Source organism: Limnobacter thiooxidans, assembly GCF_036323495.1.
In the GTDB taxonomy this organism is placed as follows: domain Bacteria; phylum Pseudomonadota; class Gammaproteobacteria; order Burkholderiales; family Burkholderiaceae_B; genus Limnobacter; species Limnobacter thiooxidans.
Window position 1 is genome coordinate 2,342,040 of the sequence record NZ_AP028947.1, and the last position, 19,543, is coordinate 2,361,582.

At 52.6% G+C, this 19,543-nt stretch carries 18 protein-coding genes; 3 read left to right on the top strand and 15 right to left on the bottom strand.

All coding sequences use genetic code 11. The features are described 5' to 3' along the window. Positions 1–115: 115 nt before the first annotated feature. The 7 genes from RGQ30_RS10665 to RGQ30_RS10695 all read right to left on the bottom strand — a co-directional run bounded on the left by RGQ30_RS10665 (position 116) and on the right by RGQ30_RS10695 (position 7,870). Positions 116–1,579 carry an ATP-binding protein gene (locus RGQ30_RS10665; RefSeq protein ID WP_130555935.1) on the bottom strand — a complete coding sequence of 488 codons (1,464 nt, stop codon included), beginning with the start codon at positions 1,577–1,579 and terminating at the stop codon, positions 116–118. Beyond that, on the bottom strand, positions 1,576–2,244 hold the full coding sequence (locus RGQ30_RS10670; protein ID WP_130555934.1) for a response regulator: 669 nt from the start codon (positions 2,242–2,244) through the stop codon (positions 1,576–1,578). Before RGQ30_RS10670 ends, RGQ30_RS10665 begins: the two co-directional genes overlap by 4 nt. 12 nt (positions 2,245–2,256) lie before the next feature. Continuing rightward, complete coding sequence (locus RGQ30_RS10675) at positions 2,257–2,577, bottom strand: DUF3240 family protein (RefSeq protein WP_130555933.1); 321 nt, start codon at positions 2,575–2,577, stop codon at positions 2,257–2,259. Beyond that, positions 2,574–5,648 (bottom strand): efflux RND transporter permease subunit, encoded by a 3,075-nt coding sequence (locus RGQ30_RS10680; RefSeq protein WP_130555932.1) that lies wholly within the window; start codon positions 5,646–5,648, stop codon positions 2,574–2,576. Before RGQ30_RS10680 ends, RGQ30_RS10675 begins: the two co-directional genes overlap by 4 nt. A 12-nt stretch (positions 5,649–5,660) precedes the next feature. Beyond that, positions 5,661–6,743, bottom strand: coding sequence for an efflux RND transporter periplasmic adaptor subunit (locus tag RGQ30_RS10685; RefSeq protein WP_130555931.1), 1,083 nt, complete (start codon positions 6,741–6,743; stop codon positions 5,661–5,663). A gap of 272 nt (positions 6,744–7,015) precedes the next feature. Then, on the bottom strand, positions 7,016–7,585 hold the full coding sequence (locus RGQ30_RS10690) for a cytochrome b/b6 domain-containing protein (protein ID WP_130555930.1): 570 nt from the start codon (positions 7,583–7,585) through the stop codon (positions 7,016–7,018). A gap of 24 nt (positions 7,586–7,609) precedes the next feature. Further along, positions 7,610–7,870 (bottom strand): PepSY domain-containing protein, encoded by a 261-nt coding sequence (locus tag RGQ30_RS10695; RefSeq protein WP_130555929.1) that lies wholly within the window; start codon positions 7,868–7,870, stop codon positions 7,610–7,612. Positions 7,871–8,125: 255 nt separating this feature from the next. Here RGQ30_RS10695 and RGQ30_RS10700 point away from each other — a divergent pair, with 255 nt between their 5' ends. Beyond that, positions 8,126–9,001, top strand: coding sequence for a hypothetical protein (locus tag RGQ30_RS10700; RefSeq protein ID WP_130555928.1), 876 nt, complete (start codon positions 8,126–8,128; stop codon positions 8,999–9,001). A gap of 88 nt (positions 9,002–9,089) precedes the next feature. Here RGQ30_RS10700 and egtB read toward each other — a convergent pair whose 3' ends face one another. From egtB to RGQ30_RS10715, 3 genes are all read right to left on the bottom strand, one after another. Next, complete coding sequence (gene egtB, locus RGQ30_RS10705; protein ID WP_130556945.1) at positions 9,090–10,322, bottom strand: ergothioneine biosynthesis protein EgtB; 1,233 nt, start codon at positions 10,320–10,322, stop codon at positions 9,090–9,092. 61 nt (positions 10,323–10,383) lie between these two features. Beyond that, positions 10,384–11,553 carry an aminotransferase class V-fold PLP-dependent enzyme gene (locus RGQ30_RS10710; protein ID WP_130555927.1) on the bottom strand — a complete coding sequence of 390 codons (1,170 nt, stop codon included), beginning with the start codon at positions 11,551–11,553 and terminating at the stop codon, positions 10,384–10,386. A 3-nt stretch (positions 11,554–11,556) separates the two neighbouring features. Then, positions 11,557–12,180 (bottom strand): hypothetical protein, encoded by a 624-nt coding sequence (locus RGQ30_RS10715; protein WP_338284396.1) that lies wholly within the window; start codon positions 12,178–12,180, stop codon positions 11,557–11,559. Between the two features lie 292 nt (positions 12,181–12,472). Between RGQ30_RS10715 and RGQ30_RS10720 the strand changes: the two genes are divergently transcribed. After that, positions 12,473–12,778, top strand: coding sequence for a hypothetical protein (locus RGQ30_RS10720; RefSeq protein WP_130555925.1), 306 nt, complete (start codon positions 12,473–12,475; stop codon positions 12,776–12,778). Between the two features lie 50 nt (positions 12,779–12,828). Beyond that, positions 12,829–13,905, top strand: coding sequence for a hypothetical protein (locus RGQ30_RS10725; protein ID WP_130555924.1), 1,077 nt, complete (start codon positions 12,829–12,831; stop codon positions 13,903–13,905). A gap of 1 nt (position 13,906) precedes the next feature. Here the strand turns inward: RGQ30_RS10725 and RGQ30_RS10730 are convergent, their stop codons facing one another. The 5 genes from RGQ30_RS10730 to RGQ30_RS10750 are packed head-to-tail and all read right to left on the bottom strand — an operon-like array spanning position 13,907 to position 19,539. Further along, positions 13,907–15,256, bottom strand: a complete 1,350-nt coding sequence (locus RGQ30_RS10730; RefSeq protein ID WP_130555923.1) for a hypothetical protein — start codon at positions 15,254–15,256, stop codon at positions 13,907–13,909. After that, positions 15,237–16,409 carry an ABC transporter permease gene (locus RGQ30_RS10735; protein ID WP_130555922.1) on the bottom strand — a complete coding sequence of 391 codons (1,173 nt, stop codon included), beginning with the start codon at positions 16,407–16,409 and terminating at the stop codon, positions 15,237–15,239. Before RGQ30_RS10735 ends, RGQ30_RS10730 begins: the two co-directional genes overlap by 20 nt. Further along, the gene (locus RGQ30_RS10740) at positions 16,406–17,572 is read right to left on the bottom strand and encodes an ABC transporter permease (RefSeq protein ID WP_130555921.1); all 1,167 of its coding nucleotides are present in this window, start codon (positions 17,570–17,572) and stop codon (positions 16,406–16,408) included. The genes RGQ30_RS10735 and RGQ30_RS10740 overlap by 4 nt, the downstream gene beginning before the upstream one ends. Positions 17,573–17,580: 8 nt before the next feature. Beyond that, positions 17,581–18,303, bottom strand: coding sequence for an ABC transporter ATP-binding protein (locus tag RGQ30_RS10745; protein WP_130555920.1), 723 nt, complete (start codon positions 18,301–18,303; stop codon positions 17,581–17,583). 3 nt (positions 18,304–18,306) lie between these two features. Beyond that, positions 18,307–19,539: an efflux RND transporter periplasmic adaptor subunit gene (locus RGQ30_RS10750; RefSeq protein ID WP_130555919.1), complete on the bottom strand. Its 1,233-nt coding sequence runs from the start codon at positions 19,537–19,539 to the stop codon at positions 18,307–18,309. Positions 19,540–19,543 lie beyond the last annotated feature (4 nt).

Below are 19,543 nucleotides of genomic sequence, written 5' to 3' on the forward strand. Positions count from 1 at the left end.
CTCCTGAGGTATGCGGCTGCTTGCCTGCGCGAACGAGACCCCATGTACCAGAGTGAAAAGAATACTGACGTAAAAGAATCGGGAAACAGTCGTGCGAGTCATGACATTGGTCTACTTAAATTGGAGATTTCATATTGGCGGTTGATGGTTCAGTCCATACACCTTCCAGCTCAAAGGCAAATCCCACACCTTGACCACCAATTCCTTCGCACACCACAATCGATGTGCCGTGCAGTTCGGCCACTTCCTTGCAAATGGAAAGTCCGAGACCAGAGCCCTTGGTTTGATTGGGCCTGGCCCGAAAGAATCGATTGAATATCAGCGCCCGTTGATCAGCAGGAATGCCCGGGCCGTTGTCCATCACCGAGATGCGAACTCTGGCCTTTTCTGGATCAACTGCTGTAGACAGGCAGGCCACTGTGACCTGAACTTCACCGCCCGGCACATTGTAGGTAATCGCATTGTTCACCAGGTTCCGAATCAACAACTCAATCGCTGTGGGATAACCCTTGAGTAACACAGAGGCCAGGGAACAATTCTGTTGATCCGCCGAACTGTCATTGAATGACAGTGACACCTTTCTGAATTCTGCATGTGCACGTTCCAGTGAAAAAACATCTATCACTGTGTTCTGGATGTCCAGCTTTTCCATCGGTGCAGATCGTGCAGCCATGCCATCTGATTTCGACAAGGCAAGCAACTGGTTGATCATGCGGGAACAGCGATCCACCCCCTCCAGGGTGTCCACCATCACCTCGCTTTCCATCGCCTGTTGGGGCGCAGTCAGTTTTTGTAGCAACTGGATATTGGCCTTGACACCAGCAAGTGGTGTTCTCAACTCATGTGCGGCATCCGCAGTGAAACGCTTTTCACGGGCAACCCCCGCCTGAATGCGTTCAATCGCAGAATTGAGGGCTTGCAGAAGCGGCTCAATTTCCAATGGCACATCGTCGATTTCCACCCGATTCAGGTTTTTTGTATCCAGGGTATCCACTTGATCCACACAACGTTTGACGGGCCCAAAGGCCTTGGTCACAATCAGCCGAACCCCAAGATAACCAAGGGGCAACAAGATAACACTGAACAGGAGCAGGCCCAGAAAAAAATGGGCTGAAATTTCCTGTCGGTGTGTCAACGGTTCGGCAACGATGATGCGCAGTATCTTGTTGCGATCCAGAAGATTGAATGTGCGTGTAATTTCCCCATCGGTGTTTTGCCATCCAAAGCCCTCAACATCCAATGGGGCCAATGGCGTACGGGGTGCATTGGCACTTCGATAACGCAGGTTTCCCTCGCTGTCCCAAAGCTGAAACGACAAATACTGCTTGTGAACGGGCGACTCCACATAGTCTTGTCCAGCCACATCTGCATTGCCAACTTCCAGCAGTTCGTGTTCGGAAATGAACAGCAGCAAACTGGCAGTTTCAGAAATGGCCATGTCAAACAACTCCTGGCTTTCTTTTTCCGCCTGAAAGTAAATCACTGCCGCACTCAGACCCCACAACATCAAGACCAATGAGAACAGCATGACGGTGAGTCGCTGCCTCAGCGACCAACCTGCCTGTAAAACGCGATTCATACGCTGCACCCTGTGCCAGTTCTGTAACCTACACCGTGAACTGTCTCAATGATTTTCTTGCCCAGTTTTTTGCGCAGGTTATGGATATGAACTTCAATGGAATTGCTGTCGATTTCTTCCCCCCAGCCATACAGTGCTTCCTCCAGTTGGCCTCGGTTGAATACCTGCCCGCTGCTGCTCATCAGTGTGTAAAGAATCATGTATTCCTTGCTGGTCAGGGGAATGTCTTTTTCGTTGACCACAGCAATTCGGCGTGAAGGCACAAGAAACACATCACCCACTTGCAAACGCTCTTCTGCCCTGCCCTGTGCTCGACGCACAGCCACTCGAATTCTTGCGCACACCTCAGGCAGGTCAAAAGGTTTGATAATGAAATCATCGGCACCGCTATCCAGGTTATAGATCCGATCCGACACGGCTTCCCGTGCAGTCAAAACCAGCACCGGGGTGGAAACGCCTGTTCTCCTGATTTTTGCAAGCACCTCCTGACCATCCATGTCAGGAAGGCCAAGATCGAGAAGGATGGTGCCATATTGGTGGGTACGAACAGACAGCAGCGCGTCTGCGCCGTTAACGACCCAGTCGACGGCATAACCTTCACTGGCCAGAAATCGCTGGGTGGCTTTGCCGATCAATGGATCGTCTTCAATCAATAAAAGTCTCATGGGTCAGGTCCTTCAGAATTCGCCGGTTTGCATCAAGGGCTGGATTTGCCACTGAATGCCCATGGGCTTGTCTTTCACCATTAACCCTTCCAGAATTTGGTGTGAACGGGGCACTGGGCACAACAGCCGAATAGACGCCGTGCGGGCACGGCCAACCACTTTTTCAAATGAGGAATGTAGTTGGGCCTTGCTTCCATATTCACTTTCCTGGGAAACCCAGAGCCGCTCGTCATCGGCAAGCAAGGCCATCAACGCAGCAAGCAACCAGTCCAGTTCACGCACTGGCAATTGCAAGTTCAGATAAACCAGATGTTGCGTGTTATTGATATTCATTGAGACACCTCGGACAAAGTGTTGCTGTTAAGCCCAAAACGCTTGAAAAGCGTGGGCATCAGGATCAGAGTCAACAAGGTAGAGCTGACCAAGCCGCCAATGACAACAATGGCCAATGGCTTTTGAATTTCAGACCCTGGGCCTGTGGCAAACAGCAGCGGAATCAAACCCAGCGCAGCGATGCTTGCTGTCATCAACACTGGGCGAAGGCGTCGTACCGTGCCTTTGCGAACCACGTCATTGATGTCCATGCCTTCGTTGATCAGGTTATTGAACTCGGTTAAAAGCACCAGTCCATTGAGCACTGCGATGCCCATCAGCGCAATGAAACCAACGGCTGCTGGAACTGACAGGTATTCACCGCTCAGGGTCAGGCCAAACACACCACCCACCATGGCAAAAGGTATGTTGCTGATCACCAGCACCGATTGGCGCACATTGCCCAAGGTAAAAAACAGGATCAACAAAATCAGTCCAAGGGAAATGGGTACCACCGTCAACAGGCGGGCCGACGCGCGCTGCTGGTTTTCAAACTGGCCGCCCCAGGTCACGCGGTAGCCTGCCGGCAGGGCCACTTCGCTGGCGAATCTGGCTTTTGCTTCTTCCACAAAACCAACCAGATCTCGACCACGCACATTCGACCTCACCACTGTCATCCGTGACGCATTTTCTCGATCAATCCTGACCGGTCCGGCGCTTGAACTTAAAGTGGCAATACTGGTCAGGGGCACCAGTTGGCCCTTGTCATTGGGCAACTGCACTTGCGCCAGATTGCTTTCACTCGGGTTTGCAGAGCGCACAAGAATTGGAGAACGCCGAATACCCTCTTGAACTTCGCCAGCCCGCACGCCCTCGACCATTTGGCGCAACAGGTTCTGAACCCCCATGATGTCGAATCCTGCAAGTCCAGCCGTGTTGGCGTCCAGGTGAACCTGGAGGTATTCAACCCCGTCAGCCTGGCTGGTTTGAACGTCTTCCGAACCCGGAATCTGCTCCAGCAACTGCACGGTTTTTTCAGCCAGTTCATTCAAGGTGTTCAAATCAGGTCCGAACAGCTTCACGGCCAAATCACCACGCACACCCGACAGCATTTCGCTGGTGCGCATTTCAATCGGTTGTGTGAAGCCCACGTTAATACCTGGCACACCGGCTACCGCGTCACGGATTGAATCGATGAGCTCAGCCTTCGTCTTGAAACGCCATTCCTCAGCGGGCTTCAGCACCATAAAGGTGTCCGTTTCATTCAGACCCATGGGGTCAAGCCCCAACTCGTCTGAACCCACCCGGGCAACAATGCGCTCCACCTCAGGAACAGCTTCAAGAATGGCTTTCTGAAGCCTTAGATCAATGGCCACAGATTCGCCCAGAGAAATCGAGGGCAGCTTCTCAACCTGCATGATGATGTCTCCCTCATCCAGCGTGGGAATGAAAGACTTTCCAACAACACCAAGAGACAACACGGCCAAAACCAGCGACAGCAATGAACCGATGTAAACCAGTTTGCTGCGCCCAAGGACCTGACCCAAAAACCGGTCAAAACGGGATTCAAGCCACACCACCAGGCGTGGTGTGTGATGATGCCCCTGTTTCAAGGCAATGCTGCACAGCACAGGAATCACGGTCAGTGACAACAGCAGCGAACAACCCAGAGCAAAAACAATGGTCAAAGCCACGGGCGCAAACAATTTTCCTTCCAGGCCTTCCAGCGTGAGCAAGGGCAGAAACACGGTCATGATGATCAGAATGCCGGCTGTGATGGGCACAGCCACCTCGGCACTGGCCTTGTAGATCTGGTGGATGAAATGACTATTGCCAGCCTGACCTGAACCCTGACGCGCCTCGATGTTTTCAACAATCACCACTGCCGCATCTACCAGCATGCCAATTGCAATTGCAAGGCCACCGAGAGACATCAAATTGGCAGACAAGCCGACCAAGCGCATGCACAAAAAAGTGCCCAATGCCGACAAGGGTAGAATGGCCGCCACAACCAGCGCGGAACGAAGATTTCCCAGGAACACCACCAACAGGACGAGCACCAGCACAATCGCTTCCATCAACGCTTTGCTGACGGTGCCCACCGCCCTGTTGACCAAATTTCCCCGGTTGTAAAACGGCTTGATGGTGGTGCCGCTGGGCAGGCTCTTTTCAATTTCAGCCAGGCGACTTTCAACCTGTTCAACCAGCAAACGGGCGTTGGCGCCCCGCAAGCCCAATACCAATCCTTCAACCGCTTCGCCCTGCCCATTTTGTGTCACTGCACCGTATCGGGACAGGCCATCGATCACCACGGTGGCTACATCACCCACACGCACAAGCACATTGTTTGTCTCAGCCACGATCAGGTTCGAAAGATCCGCTTCATTGCGAATACGGCCTTCACTTCGAACCAGCAAGGATTCCTCTGTTCTCGTAATTCGACCTGCACCATCATTCTGGTTGTTGCGTTCAATGGCGGTTTGCAATGCATCGACTGTCAGGCCACGAGCACCCAGTGCCGCAAAATTGGGCTGCACCACAAATGAACGGACATATCCGCCCAACGAATTGACATCAGCCACACCCACAATATTGCGCAACTGGGGACGAATCACCCAATCCAGCAAACTGCGCTTTTCTTCCAGTGAGGCATCGCCTTCAATGGTGAACATGAACATTTCACCCAGGGGTGTGGTCACTGGGGCAAGGCCACCCGACACATTGCCAGGCAAAGCATCAAATGCAGCAGCCAAACGATCACCCACCTGCTGGCGGGCCCAGTAAATGTCCGTTCCTTCTACAAAATCAATGGTGATGTCGGACAAGGCGTATTTCGACTGGGACCGCAACACGGTTTGTCCCGGAATGCCCAGCATTTCCTGTTCAACCAGGGCAGTCACGCGGCTTTCCACTTCCTCCGGTGTCATACCCGGTGCTTTCAGAATAATTTTGACCTGCGTGGCTGACACATCCGGGAATGCATCAATTGGCAAACCCTGAAAAGCCCAGCCACCTGCCAACACCAAAACCAGCGCAAATAAACCTGTTAACAGCCTTTGTGACAAGGCCATTGCAATGAATCGATTCATGATTGTGAGTGTCCCTTATTCGGCCCCGAGGCCTTGAAGAACACCCTTGAGAAGTACAGTTCCGCTAGATGCGAGATCACTGTTAGCCTTCAACACGCCAATATTCTTATTGGCTGCACCAGCATTGGCGTTGATTGCAAAACTGTTGGATGAAAGGCGTTTTGAATTCACTGCAATGGCCTGGAACCCATCGGCTGACTTCGCAAAAACATAGGCTTGGCTGCCGATGTAAGCAACAGCGGTGTCGGGTACCTTGAAATCAAAACCAGACAGGTCTGCACTGGCACCTGTTTCCACGCTTGCGCTGACAAACTGGTTTACCTTGTAACAGGAAAGCGCCTGGGGATTGCTGTTCAACTTCACCCGCACCGGAATGCTTTGGTTACCGACTGTCAGTTCACTGCCAATACCCAGCACTGTGCCCAGCGGCATTGCCTGACCGTTGCAGGCCTTGAAACGAACCACTTGCCCCAATTTGATCAAGCTGGATTGTTCTGCTGAAGCATTCAACAGCAACTCCAACCCACCGGGCTTTGTGATCTGCAACAAGGTAGAACCTGGAGACACCTGCTGCCCCAGCATCCATGTCATGCCAGACAAACTGCCTGCCACCGGTGCACGCACCACCAGGTTTGCAGTGATCCGACCAGTCTTCTCGATCTGGCTGATCTCTCCACCGCCTGCACCCATCAATTTAAGCAATTGACGGGAGCTTTGATACGCGGTGTTGGCCATGGTCAACTGGGCTTGGGCCTCAAGAAGGCGACGCTTGGATATCAAGCCATCTTCAAATAATGCCTTGTCACGGTTCATACCTTGTTGGGCCAGGTTCAGCGCAGTGCTGTTTTGGACATGCTCTTGCTGATAGCGAAGCCAGCCTTCGCTGGCCAATCGAAGCAGGGGTTCACCCGCCTTCACCTCGCTCAGATTGTCTTTGAGTATTTCTGCAACAGTGGCAGCGTCCATGCTGTTGACAGCAACGCCACCGGCACGGGAAGTGGTGAACGAACCGTTCAAGGTCATCTCTTTGCCTGCGCGGTTAAGCAACCCGGGCTTCACTGTGACAATGCCTGCACCCTTGATTTGAGCAGCAGTCAAATTTAATTGTTGAGACTGTGCATGCTCAACTGACAAGACTAAACCCAGGAATACTGCGAATGCGAACCGCAACAAACTGGCGCCGCGCCTGCAGCTTTTCGACTGACGACGCAAGCCAGGGCTGCAGATGAGTAAGGAATTTGAGTTCAATTGAGTTGCATTCCGTGGTGTAGGTGATGTGTAGGTGATCGACCAGGCAGAAGGTAACCCCCAAAAATTAAGGCTTCCTTAAGAAATGGGATGGGGTCTTGAAAAACAGGTCGAGTGATGGCTTATTTGTGCCCGTTGATAGGTCTGTGAAACCGTTTGATTCCAGTCACCATGGCGGAAACCAGATTCACACGTTCAATTTTGCTGAGTACAACAGCAGCCATTACATGCACCAACACCAAGGCCATCAAACCGTTGGCGATCAGCTCGTGCAGCTCCTCCAGTAGCTCAGATCCAAAGAACTGGTCGGTGTCCATCAGAAAACCAGTGAATGCCAAAGCAAGTACGGCGAGCCCCATCGCCATCATGACCACGGCACCCATCGGGCTGTGACCGACATGTACAGGGTTTCTGCCCCGAGCCATGCTGCGCATTTGATGACGAACCTTTTCAACAGTGGGGAAAAACTCGGAGAACCGGGCGTAATGAGTACCTACAAATCCCCACAGTATTCTTGCTATAACCAAACCACAAACGATGTAGCCGGAATACTGATGCAAGGTTTCACCCTCTTCGAATACAAAGAGGTTCAGCAACACACCTAAGGCAAGCGCCCAGTGAAAGATTCGCACCACGATGTCCCAGACCTTCACGTCGTGAAGGGGGGTAGATTCAGAGGGGGTTTTGTTCATGATGCGTCATCCAGAGAGATTGAATTACTTGGTTTGAACAGGTTTGCCGGTTTCAGGATCGAAGTAGATTTCAACGCGCTGACCTGACTTATCGAAACCATAAATTTCATAACACTGCCCTTTGCTGATCTTGAATGTCTTGATGTCATAACCGGCCGACTTCAAATGCGCCTGAAATTTGACCGGGTCTTGCCACTTGTCTTTGGGTGCATTGCACTGGGGGCCAGCAATGGCAGAATGCGCAGCCAACAAAACGCCGGCAGCCAAAACGATGTGCTTGAACATGGTGAAATCCTTTGAACGTAAATGAGAGTAAAAATTGGCGCCATCTTGACTTGCAGCAGGAGAGGTCGCTGCGTGCCAAGGTGTGCCAGTTCAAGCAGGTTAAGGATTGGACATTAAGAGAAGCTTAAATTCAGAAAAAATACGATGTGGGTAAAACAGCAACAGGTGATTGCAAAAAAGTAACCTTGATTCACAATTTGTCATACGAAAACTGCATAATCAAAATTCGAATAACAAAAGAGAAAGGGACAGAGAATGAATCAAGAACAATTACAAGCATTGATCAGCAGCTTTACATTGCCAGGCAACGGAGCATTCGACAGTGCTGCATTGTTTGATCAACTCACCGAGGCCACAGCTCCGTTGGCCGACTTCAGCACACTGGAATACCGTCAACAACTGTTCAACGGTGTAACTGATGGTCTGGACCAGTTTGCCGGTGCACTTCCCGCGGAAGCACGCAACTTCAGCGATGCGCCTGGCTTTGTTGAAACGTACTCTGTTTCCAACACTACAACCACAACTGCGAACAGCGCCATCATATTGCGTACGGTCACCCAAACAACCACCACGAACGATGGTGTTTTGCTGGGCGAAGGTACGCCATTGGAAACCAACGCATTTCACGACTCAGTGAGTACGAACTCCACCACCACAAACCGCCTGAATGGCTCCACCATTGCAAGTTCTGAAAGCCAGACCGACACATTTGGAATCGAGAACCAACTTGTCAATTTGACATTGCAGAACAACGAGAGCAGTGGCAACGCAACGATTCTGGGTCAAGCCATTCAAACAGCCAGCAACACCACAACACTGAGCCTCGACTTGGCCGACATGCAGATTCTGGACGTGGGTTTGAGCAACGTATCATTGAACAGCACAGGCGTTGAGCTGTTGACATTGTCCTATCCCAACGCTGAGGGTGCACAGGACAGCCTGGTACTGCCCACATCGACCAACGTGCTGTTGCCACTGGCCCTGGGTGCTGCTGAAGGTTTTGCAAACAACCCCGACCCTACAGCCTTGCTGGACACATTGACTGGTCTCGCTCAATTGCCCGAGCCAATCGGCGCTTTTGGTGGAGACAATCCATTGGCTGGTCTTGGTTTGCCTGCATTGCCTGCTTGAGCTCGTTCAGTAAAACTGACGTTGTCTTGAGTCAAACAAAAAACCCCGAGGTAATTCCCCGGGTTTTTTTTTCGTCTGCAAAAATAACTTACAAATCTCGCGCCAGTCGAATTCCTGAAAACTGCCAGCGCGCTGAAGGAGGAAAAAAGTTCCTGTAACTTGCACGGCTGTGCCCTTCCGGTGTCACGCAACTGCTGCCCTTTAACACCAGTTGACCAACCATGAACTTGCCGTTGTATTCAGCCACAGCACCTTCAAAAGGCTTGAAGCCGGGATAAGCATCGTAAGAAGAACAGGTCCATTGCCAACACGCACCAAATGCCTGTTGCAATCCGGTTGCCTTGCCACCCTCTTCCTCGCCGAATGCCACTTCAAGTTCAGCCTCCCTGGGCAGGCGAGCATTGGCCCAGGATGCGAAAGCGGCAGCCTCGAAATAACTGACATGCGCCACTGGCTGATTCAAGTCCAGCGGCTGTTCGCCGTGGAGTGTAAAAACCCGCCAGTGCCCCTCTGTGTTTTGTTTCCAGTAAAGCGGTGCAAGCCAGTTTCCAGCCTGAACCGCAGACCAGCCCTCAGACAACCAGTGTGACGGGTTTTGATAACCCCCGTCTTCAATAAACGCCAGGTATTCACCGCATGTAACCAATCGGTTGGCAAGCTCGAACGGATAGAGGTAAACACTGTGTCGGGGTGTTTCATTGTCATAGCAAAAATGATTAACTTCGTGGGCAATATCGTGGCCAATCGCATGAAGCCCGCCCGCAAAGTGAAGCCATTCCGGTTTCACTGCTGATGTCGGTTGTGGCGAGAACACAAACGGCTCGCCTTCCGGACAGTACTCGGTAGCAAAAGGATTTTGATGTAAAAGGTATTTCACATCGGTCAATATCAATTCCTGGTGCTGCTGCTCGTGGTTCAAGCCCAATTCAATGGCTTGAAGGGCCTGCGGCCACAAGGATGCATCACAGCGATGAACAAACTCGTGAATGTGTTCATCCACGTACGATCTATAGGCGTTCACCTGCGCCACCGAGGGGCGGGTGATCAAGCCGCGTTGCGGTCGTGGCTGGCGGGGTCCAAGCGATTCGTAATAGGAGTTGAACAGATACAGAAACTGCTCGTCATACACAGGCAGTTCGGGCCAAAACTGACGCAACACCACTGTTTCAAAAAACCAGCTGGTGTGGCCCAAGTGCCACTTGGTTGGGCTGGCATCAGCCATCGCCTGCACGCACTGGTCTTCGTCCGACAGTGGCTTGGCTAGGCTTTCAGTTAGGGCCCTGACCTTGCGGTATCTGGACCAGACCGAAGCCCGTTCCAGTGTCTTGGGTTGAACATTTTTAGAAACAGGATTTGAAGATTGCAATAGATTGGGATTCAATTCAAAGGCTCGCCAATTTTTCAAGGAAGTACCTTAACGCACCAGTTGCATTGTGGGTACAGGTGCTTGGACTCACGCGCAAACAATCGCCCAAGCGTTGGGTTGGTGCATGCAAAGGCATGTAGGTGCGTGGGTGAATACCCACTTCAATGTGATGCTGCCGCAGGAAATCGCGAACAGCAACAGGGCTCTGGACTGCATGACGAAACGTCACAATAGCACCCGGTTCACCAGAAAGATCAGGCAATTCGAACCCGGGAATTTCAGAAATCAGTTGCCGGTAATCTGCAGCCAGCTTTTTCAGCAGGACACTTTCTCCAGCCTGTTGACGACTCAGCGTTTGCTTTGCCGCTTCCCCCAAGCCCAAACGCAACGCCACACTACTTTCGCTCAATTCAAACCGACGTGCATCGGGAAGCCAGTGAAGCTCGTCGTTCTTCAAAAAGCCGGTGTGCTGGTCCAGCCCCAAAGGGCACAAATGCGAGGTGCTGGATTGCCTTGCATACAGTACACCGGTGCCACGTGGACCGGCCAGCCACTTGCGCCCGCTGGCAAACAGGAAATCGCAATCCAGATCATTGACATCCAGTTCACGTTGGCCCAAGGCCTGGCTTGCATCAACAACCAGTGGAATGGAGTGCGCATGCGCAAGCTGCGCAATATCACCAGTCGCTTGCCAGGCATCCCAACCCGAAGGTGCAAGGGTCAACTCCATGAAGCGCACACGGAGCTTGGGCTGTTGCCGAACTTGCTGCTGAAGTTGCTGCTTGAGGCGATCAAGGTCAACATTGCCATCGGGTTCAGTGGGCATGCACTGAACCTGGATTCCAAAACGCCTTTCCAGTTGCAAAAGTGTGAAATAGTTGCCACCCCAAATTGTTGGGCTGACCAACACGATGTCGTCACGCTGAAAATCAAAACAGTCGAGAATGCGCTGCCAGGCCCGTGAGGCACTGTCAGTCAGTGCAATTTCCGAGGGGGAACAATTGAGTAACCGGGACAAACTTTCGCGGCACTGAGCAAGCTTTAGCTGCACTTTCTCAGCAGCCACATAACCACCACATTCGCTTTCAAGTCGAAGATGGGCTTGAATTGCTTGCAGAACTTGCGGGCTTTGCAAACCCGCTGCTGCTGTGTTCAGGTAAACGGGTTGCTCGAATTGCCGATGCATGTATCAGGAAGATTGACTTTCGTTCATCAGCGTCTGGATCATTTTCAACGCTGTTTGTTCAGTCAGGGAGTTTTGTTCGATTCTTTGAATCAGCATCAGGCACAGCGCCTGAACAAGAGGTCCCACTGCTGCAGGCAGACTGGCACCCGGAGGAAGAACCCCCAACATGGCTTTGTCGAGCTGCAAACTAGGCAGCTGTTCAAATTCACTGGCTGTCGGAAAACCCGATTCTGCCGACAAGCCACCTGACTGTCGAGAAATCAGTGCAAGTACGTCTGCGACACTGGACAAATCGTCCCGTATGAGCAGATCTCGCATGGTCTGCGGAAAATCGACGACGCTGTGTACCTGGTCAAGAAAACCAGCGGGCAGTTGAAAAGCGGACTCGACTTTGAATGCCACGTCGTCGGTCATGGTGTAGCGGTGCTTCAGAATGTGGCTGATGACACTGGGGTTGAGCGCCGTTTTCTCAGCGAGGCGAATTTTCGCGCCCCGCCTGGAAGTAATCAGCTTCAAATTGATGAACCGGGCTTGCGGAACACTGGGTGTAGGGACCTTGGCGGGGGCACAAGCCAGGCTGGTTGCAGCCTCGCTGAAAAAATCGCTTGTGGTTTTTATTAACATCATTTTCCTCCAGTGTTTGCCCAACTTCGGCCAACTTCAGAAAGGATACCTAAAATATCTAAAGCGGTAGCACTAATAAAATGCATTTCATTCACACTGGGTCCTTTCTGCACCCAGAATGTGCACTACAACAATTTTTCAAAAAAACAAAGTTAACAACTGTAAAGCGATTACTTTGTAATATTTTATCTGCTAGCATGTCAGCGTTGTTCTTACAAATTCACCCCAGAATTGATGAATGATTGTCACCTGAAAGAGCTATTTTTCGGGTGGGCGCATCATCAGGAGCATTCCCTTGAGCAAGCTTCTTTTTTATCCTTGTGATGCAAGAAAACACTTTTCTGGCAAGGTTTTTTATCGATTCCGGGATTTCTCAGACCGCATTTTCATGTCAAATGATTTGAAAAATGCCTATCAGGACATTTCGGACACCTTGAAAGTATTGGTGACTGGAAAAATCATTTGCGGCGAGAACATCCCCACACCTTCACCCCGTTTGGAGCATGAGTTCGTGGTGGAAGTTCCCGTGAACAAGCGGGTTGAGGTCAGAAACAATCCGGTCCCCGAAAATTCACCCACAGCTGGTAATTCGCAAATTTAGACTAAATTTTACCACCCGTCTGTCGGGCACCTTACTTTACCCTTCTCTTCATGCGCACACTGCCGGTTGCCAATTTGGGCAACCTTCCCAATCGGGATCTTGCTCTGGTTCTACTTAACCTGCTGATTTGTATTGCCGTCATGGTTTGGACGGGTTTACAGGACATTGCAGGCGGTCCCCAGAACTACTTCAATGCCATGGTGTACTTCGGGATTACGGCTTACAGCATGTTGGAGGCACGCTGGAGCAGGCAATCCGGGGACTCGCGCAATGCTGATTTGTGGTTCAACTGTGCCTGGGTGTGTTCTGCGGCTGGAGTTGTTCACCACACTTTCTGGTTGCTGCTTTGGCCCACACTGCCCGAGTCATTTCAGGTTTTTGGCGGGGTCATTACACCGGCGTTGTGTGCCACCGCAGTGATACTGCTGGTGATTCGTTGCAAGTTAATCGCCCCCGCTACACAAGAAGGCGACCAAGGTGAACCCTTCGACCTTGGCATGATTGGCTTCAGCTTGCTGGCGTCAATGCTGTTTGTGTGGACAGAAACCACGCAAAGTGACGTAGCCTGGTCCTGGATTTCAGCAGAACGACCGCAAAACCTGATGTTGCCTCCATTGGGTTGGGCGTGGCTGGCCTTCAGTGGTTTGCTGGTTTTTCGCTTGTGGGGCATGTACAAACTGGCAGTAAAAAACCTGCCGTGGCATGTGTTCGACAAAGCCTTGCTGACGTTGGCTGGTCTCGCAATGACTGCAACAGGAATTCAGTTGTTCTGGCTTTCAGCAACACTGGGCATGGAAGTTGTGCTTTACGGAAGCACAATGATTCTTTGGGGCGGTCTGCAAGCGGTATTGGCCTGGTTCTCCACACGCATCAGCACATCGACCGAAACCAGAAACACGATTGCGATTGTGGCCATTGGCCTGCACATTGGCACCTGCCTGATTCCCGGCAACATGTACAAGCTGGTACAAATGGATGTGACCACGGCCCAGGCCTTGGCCTATGTGCTGAACAACGCCTTGTTCACCATGGGCTTGTATTTCGGCATGAATGGCTTTGGTGTGAAAGTGTATTTTCTCAAAAAGCTCAAGCGGTTCCGCATGCGGTATTTGGGCTTCAAGAACTGAATCAGAGGCTCTCGTTCACGAAGCGGGCAATCTCATCGAACTGACACTGCGCAAGTTGGGCTTTGGGCAATCCAAGTATCACCCGAAAATCGCCATTGATCTGCATCAGTACAGCAAATGCGTTGCCTGGTATCGGAACACAGGTGAAATCATCTGCCTCAAAACCTGCCCCCTGAAAATGCTGTAGTGGAACAGCGCCCAGATTGGAGATAACCACCGTTTCCATGGGTCGTTTGCTCAGGAAGTTTTTGCGGGTTCGCCCCAGCAACACATCAACCAACCACATGGGAAACCAGCGGATCAGGTTAAAACCCTTGGCAACAGACAACTCCACTTTGGCTTCCAACAATTCACGCAGGCGGGTCTGAAAAACCTCGGGCCCATCGCCTGGCAGCAACTTCACCACCAGCATGCTGCTGAAGTTGGTGACACTTCGCATGGCGGGCATGTGGCGCCTGAGATCCACAGGCACTGCAATAAGGGCAGGCAGTGTCGAGCTTTTGTGAGCAAGCGCGGCAAAAGCACAAGCCACTTTGGACAAGGCTTTGGAATGCCCACTGCCCAAGCTGAAACGCTGCCAGGCATCACCCAGCAAATCCACTTGATTGACGGATTTAGTGACTGAATTGCTGACCGAGTTGCTCCCTGAGTTGCTCCCTGAGTTGCTGACGGAGTTACTAACCGAGTTGTTCACTGAGTAACCTGGCTCAGCATGTTCGATCAATCGGCAAGTGGGCACCCGCAGCGATGGTGATTTTGGTGGGTTCAAGGCTTCAACCAACTGGGCATCACTGAAGGTCACATTGCTGCCCAGCAAAGGCTCCCCACGCAAGGCACGAAACAGTTCACACAACACGTGAAACCCGCCCATGCCATCCATGATGGCGTGGTGTGTTCGCATGACTACGAGCAAGCGATTGTCTGGCCTGCGTGCCACGATGAATTCGACAACCGGGCCATGGCGAAGGTCAATCGGCCAGGCATCCAGAAAATCCATGTGCTCGCTGCTGTTTAAACTCCAGTCCACGTGATCCAGCATACGCAGTGAGGGGGGCGGTCCATCATTGACCCAGCGCGACCAACCCAATATGCCTTTCCAGCGCATGCGCAATGCAGGATTGGCCTGTGTGGTGGTTGCAATTGCGTCGCGCCACACTTGGGCAGGAATGTCCGCTGCACAAGTTCCCTCCAGTGCAAAACAGATCTGTCGATCTCGTTCCAGGGTCAGGCCACTGCTGCCAATGCTGGCGTGGTAATACTCTGAACCCGATACAGGCCGCTCAACCGGTGCGTTGTCCTGCAAAGTCAGTTTGTTCAAGGCGAGCTGTTGATCAACCATTTCGGAGTGCATCCACAATCTCCATTCTCGACGCGCGGTAAGCCGGCAACAATCCACCCACGGCACCCATGACCAATGAAAACAACAAAACCTGTACACCCACTGCCGGTGTCATGGTGAGCTTGAAAACCACCTCGGAAAATGTTTGAACATTGGTGGTGGAAATTTCAAGGCGCTGCATCCAGAAGGCGCAGAAAATGCCGAGCAAACCGGCGATCAAACCCAGGCTGATTGCTTCAGCCAGAAAAACGGAGAGAATATTGCCCCGCTGAAAACCCAGCGCACGAAGCGTACCAATTTCCCGCACACGGTTGGCCACACTGGAATACATGGTAATTGTGGCACCGATCATGGCACCAAGCGAGAAAATCATCGCAATGGAAGTGCCCAGAATCTCGATGAAGTTGGCCATTTTTTCAGATTGATTCGCGTAAAAAACACTCTCGCGCTGCACATCAAAATTCAGGCTGGGCTGCTGGCCAACGGCTTGGTCAAAGCGTGAAAACGTTCCGGTGTTTTCCAGTGACACCACCACCGATGAAAAAACCTGGCGCCTGAAAGCCTGCATGATCTGGTCACGGTCTGCATGCAACTCGGACTCGAACCCGCTGCGGTCTGCACTGAACACACCCACCACGCGCCACTGCCGCGCACCAAAGTTCAACATGTCACCCAGTTGAATGCCCAAGCGCCCGCGTGTCAGGCCTTCACCCACGATCACTTCGGATGCACCGGCTTCAAACAGCCTGCCTGAAATCAGTTTGATCTGGGGGCGCATGCCAATGCCCGCTGCACTGGTTCCACGCACCACCACGTTGGCATTGCCCTCGCCACCGGTTCTGGGCAAATTGATCAACACCAGTGATTCCGCGACAGTGCGGGAATTGCCCTGCGAATCCGTGGCAAGGCCTGGCAAGATGGACACCAGTCGGGCCTGTTCGCGGGTCACGCTGCTTTGCACTTCGGTTTGCGAGCCCTTGCGGATCAGCACCACGTTGTCATAAGCCCCAGTACCTGCCATGGTTTGGCGCAAACCTTCCGTCATCATCAGCACACAGGCAAACACGAACACCACCAGCGCCATGCCCAGCACAGTCAATGTGGTGGTCAAGCGGCGAGCCCACAGGTTCTTGAGGACAAAGGAAAAGGAAAGGCCACTTTTCATGTGACCGCCCTTAAACCATCGACAATGCGGATGCGCCGGCTGTTGAGCATCGGGGCGATGGCTGCAAAAAAGCCAATCACCACGCAAGCCAGCAACTGAAGCACAAGCGTGGTCTGTGTGATTTCAAACACCAGAAACAGGTCGCGTGTCAGTGAGAAAAATCCGCTGGCGGCCGGGAAAGACAGGGCTATGCCGATCACCCCGCCCAACAGCGACAAAGCCATGGATTCCCCGAAAATCAAGGCATTGATGAACCCGGCGGAAAAACCCAGTGAACGCAGGGTTGAGTATTCCCGCGTGCGTTCCCGTGCTGCCATGGCCATGGTGTTGGCCATGACCGCCATAATAATCAAAATCACCACATACGCCACGGTTTGGATGGCTACAAGAATGGTGTCCACCATGGCAATGAAGCCGAGCTGAAAAGCCTTCTGCGTTTCAGTGCGGGTTTCGCTGACGGAATTCCGAAATCCGGAATCGATCAGTTCGCTGGCCTGCGCCGTGGGCACACCTTCAGACAGATTGACCACGTAGACACCCACTCGGTCAGCCAGGTTGGGTAATACGCTCTTGATGGTTTCGTTGACATAGGTCCAGTGCATGATCATCTGGCTAGTGTCGACCTTGTCGTCTTTACCAGTGTAAATGCCGCGAATCACAAAGCTCCAGTTGCCAGGGTACAGCGTGCCGCGCAGGGGGATTTGGTCCCCCACTTTCCAGTTGAATTTGCGCGCGGTTTTTTCACCCACAATCACACCCCGCCGATCGAGCTTGAAATCACTCAACTGCGAGGGTTCCACCACGAACTCGTCGTACACCCGAAAATAGGAATCGGCATCTACTGCAAATTGCGGGAAGAAATTCTTTTCATCGATGTAAACACCACCGAACCAGTTGGCCCATGTGACAGACTCCACACCCTCCACGCGGCGAATTCGCTCGGCATAACTCAAGGGCAACGGCAAGGCCAGTGAGGTCGCGTTGCGGGTAATCAGTCTGGAAGCAGAACCCAGTTCCGCACCGGCATACCAGGAATCAACCACAGTGCGCAGCATGCCAAATGACAGAATGGCCACCGCAATGCCCAGCACAGTCATGCCTGACCTGAATTTCTGACGCCACATGTTGCGGGTGGCCAGGATAATGATGTACTGAATCTGCATGCGCTGCGCTACACCTGCTGAACTGCGGATTGAGCTAAGTTGGATGATTGTGTGGGCGTTGGCATCAATTCACCCTTGACCAGGTGCACCTGGTTGCGTGCGCGTGCAGCGCATTGCGGGTCGTGGGTCACCATCACAATGGTTTTGCCCAGTTCACGGTTCAGGCGATCCAGCAAATTCAACACGTCGTCTGCAGACTGCCGATCCAGGTCACCGGTGGGCTCGTCGGCCACAATCATTTGCGGATCCGTGATTAATGCGCGCGCAATCGCAACCCGCTGCTGTTGCCCACCGGAAAGCTCATTGGGATAGTGGTCCATCCGGTCACTCAAGCCCACCATGCCCAGCGCCATTTCCACGTGTTCCTTGCGCTCGCGCTTGCTCAGTGAAGTCAGCAACAAAGGCAGCTCCACATTTTCAAAGGCATTCAACACAGGCATCAAATTGTAAAACTGAAAAATAAAACCTACGTTGTTGGCGCGCCACCGGGCCAAGTCACCTTCACTGAGTGCAGACAATTCAATGCCTGCCACCTTGAGCGACCCCTTGGTGGGTTTGTCCAGACCGGCGATCAGGTTCAGCAGCGTACTTTTTCCTGAACCGGAAGGACCCATCAGGGAGACATAATCACCACGGGCAATATCGAGTGAAACATCCAGCAACACAGGCACGTCCTGGTTACCGCGTTGGTAGGTTTTCACCAGGTTGCGAATGGCGATCAATGTGTCCACGCTTTACTCCTTGATCGAAACCAGTTGACCCGACTCAAGATCACCAGGCGGATTTATGACCAAGGATTGACCAACCTTCAAGGTGCTTTGAGTGGATTGTGAAATGGCCTGAAGGTCGCCGAGTAACGGACCTTTTTTGACCTCGATCAACTGCACCTTGCCACTTTCCACTACGGCTACAAAACTCTGTTCACCACGCGAAATCAAGGCATTGGGGCTAACAGCCAGCAAAGGGGCGCTGGTGGCCTGCTCCAAGGGCTGGCTCAGAAAGCTGACCCTGGCGCTCATGTCGGGCAAGATACCGGCGTCTTTGTCAAGAATGCGAATGTTGGCCGTGACCGTGGCGCTGGCCCGGTTCACAGTGGGAACAATGGACGCCACTTCACCGCGATACCTTTTTTCAGGATAAGCGTCGAGTGCAATCTCGCAGCCCTGCCCCACTGCGATTTTGGACAAGGCTGATTCGGACACATCCGCGCTGATCTCCAGCGTGTTCATGTCGGCCATCACCACCACAGCACCCTTGGCGTCCGCAGCCGATGACAGCGGCGTCACAATGTCTCCCACGTTGGCAGAACGAGAAATCACCACGCCATCAAACGGCGCACGAATCTCGGTGTTGTCGAGTGCATTTTTTGCATTGTCCTGGTTGGCCAGCGCTGCTGCATACGAGGCTTTGGCACTTTGCACGGCCAGTTGTGCACGGTCAGCGCGTGAACGGGCATCGCGCAAAGTGGTTTGTGCTATCAGGCCGTTCTGCAACAACACATTGGATTTTTGAAGATTGTCCTTGGCATCGTTCAATTCGGTTTGTGCATTGGCAATGGCTGATTTGGCCACATCGGCATTCGCCTGTGCAGCGCGGTAAGTGGCCTGAACATCGTCACTTTCAAGCCGGGCCACAACCGTGCCCGCCTGGACCTGATCACCCTCTCGCACCCCCAGCCATTCAACCCGGCCTGTCCCCTTGGAGGCAACCGCAGCGCGGGTTTTTGCAACCACGTAGCCGGTGGCATCCAGCGTGGTGAACTGCCGGGAAGGCCATGCGGTGGTGACCCGCGTGGTTTCCACTTCAAGTGTTCGGCCTTGCAGCGCGTTGAACGCGAACCAAAGCACAGCCAACGCAAATGCGATACCCAGCCACTTCACCATGCTTTTTCCTCGGCCCTTGGGGGCTTGAGGTGCATAGCCAGATTCGCGTTTGATTTTCAGTTTGTCCAGATCAACCGAGTTCAAAATC